The 1,982-nt window shown below is 60.5% G+C and carries 1 pseudogene; it reads left to right on the top strand.

The annotated features are described in order from the left end of the window. Positions 1 to 31 precede the first annotated feature (31 nt). Positions 32 to 1,982, top strand: a pseudogene (locus tag M5C71_RS33555) (hypothetical protein); the annotation flags it as partial.

Below are 1,982 nucleotides of genomic sequence, written 5' to 3'. Positions count from 1 at the left end.
ATCTGATCGCCTGACCACCGGTTATTTCATCTTGGACTATACGGTCACGCTGCCCGGCACCGATCCCGATCCTTCGCCCCGCACCAACATCTACATCAAGCTGACACGCCCCGGCGGACGTGACATGGACCCCGGTACTCCCGGCCATTCCGAACTGCATATGGTGATTCCCGAAGATATCCTCCTGGAGGGCGTCGATGCCGATACTCCCTTCGTTCCGATCGAAATCAAATCCCCCGTTGCCGGGATGCCGGCCTATCCCAATATCGAAGAAGGCGACCGCATTCGCCTGTACTGGGGGAGCGAGAAAATCGAGCACGTCGTGACTGACGAGGAAGCCAACGACCCCGACAACCACGTGATTGTCATCACCGTCGACAAGGCGGTGATCGACGAGGAAGGCGACTCCGAGGCCGACGGCATTCCCGTGGCTTTCTATGTCCTGGATGTGGTCAATAACCGCTCCGAGGACTGGAGCGCCACGACTTACATCGACGTTGACACCGGCAGCCCACGGCTCGGCGCACCGCTTATCAAGGAGGCGGACAACAACAAACTGGACATCGATGACTTGCCCGACCCCGACACGGTAACCGCGCAAGTCATTGCCGTCGGCAGCGGTTTTGCCGTGGGTGACGAGATCGAGATGCGCCTCAGAGGCGTGACCAATGATGGCGAGGTGGTGGATAAAACCTATCCCCTGGTACAGATCGACAGTATTAACAAGGTGATCGATATACCACTGCCCAGCATCGATGTCCGTCTATTGGTCAACACCCGGGCGGCATTCTCCTACCGTCTGATCAAGGCGGACGGCTCCGACGACCGGCTCTCCAAAAGCCAGTTCATCGAGGTCATCGGCGAGGCCACGCAACTGGCCGCGCCCATCGCCAAGGACGCTATTGCCGGCACCCTTGATCCAGCGTTGCCCAGCACCCTGATCGAGATTCCCTGGGATGAAAGCATGACCAAAGGGCAAGTCATCGACCTGAAGTGGCTCGGCACGCGAGGCCCCCAGATCTACTTGCCAACCCTTCCCCCTCGCCTGATCAGCGATGGCGAAGAGAGGGACAAAGAGTCGCTCTACATCTCGGTCGACGGGGAGCATCTGCGCGCCATCGATGGCGGCACATTGGAGCTCTTCTATCTGCTGCTGCGCGATACGGAGGCTCGCGAAGTCGTCAGTCGCCAGTCCCTGCATGCCGACCTGCTGAACATCGGCGAGCCCGTCGCCGAGCTGCCTCCTCCGGTGGTCGAACGCGAGCAGGGCGGCGTTCTCGACCCCGCGGATGTGCCCAACGGTACCCGGCTGATTGTCCGGCAATATACCGATCAGATTCGCGGTGATGAGGTGCACTATGTCTGGAACGGCTCGCGAACCGGGATAAAAATCGACTCTGCCCCGGTCACTGAAATCAACGAGAATTCGGATATCCCTTTCTCCATCAACTTCGACCTGATCAAGAACAACGAGGGAGGAACCGTGAAGGCCTCCTATTGGGTGACCCGTGTGACGGGAAGGATCAGTCCCTCGGAGATCCTGCCGATGTATATCGGCACGCCCATGGACCTGGCCGCTCCCAGCGTCAAGCAGGCCACCGGAGTTTCGCCCAACCAGCAACTCAATCCGGTGTCGGCCCAGGATGACCTGACCGTGGTCATTCCGAATTACGGCATCCGACCCGGCGATCAGGTCCGCGTGACCTGGGCAGGTACTGCGGGAGAGGGTTCCTACGTCACCCCGGTACAAACACTTCCCACCAGCCGCGAGATCGATATGCCGGTCGAGGTGATCGCCTACAACCTGGGCCGGTCGGTGACAGTCACCTACACCGTGACCCCCAGCGGGGGCAGCGAATCGCCGCCGTCTGCCCCACTCGATCTGGCGGTACTGCCCCTCGCCCAGGACGATCTGCTGGACGCCAGGCCGAAGCTCCTGCAAGCCGCCAATGGCGGTGAGGGCACTGAGCTGGATCTGAGTT

It is taken from the genome of Pseudomonas sp. MWU12-2345, assembly GCF_023242385.1.
Classification (GTDB): domain Bacteria; phylum Pseudomonadota; class Gammaproteobacteria; order Pseudomonadales; family Pseudomonadaceae; genus Aquipseudomonas; species Aquipseudomonas gingeri_D.
Note: the sequence above shows the minus strand (reverse complement) of the source record. Positions and strands in the feature narration are given on the sequence as shown.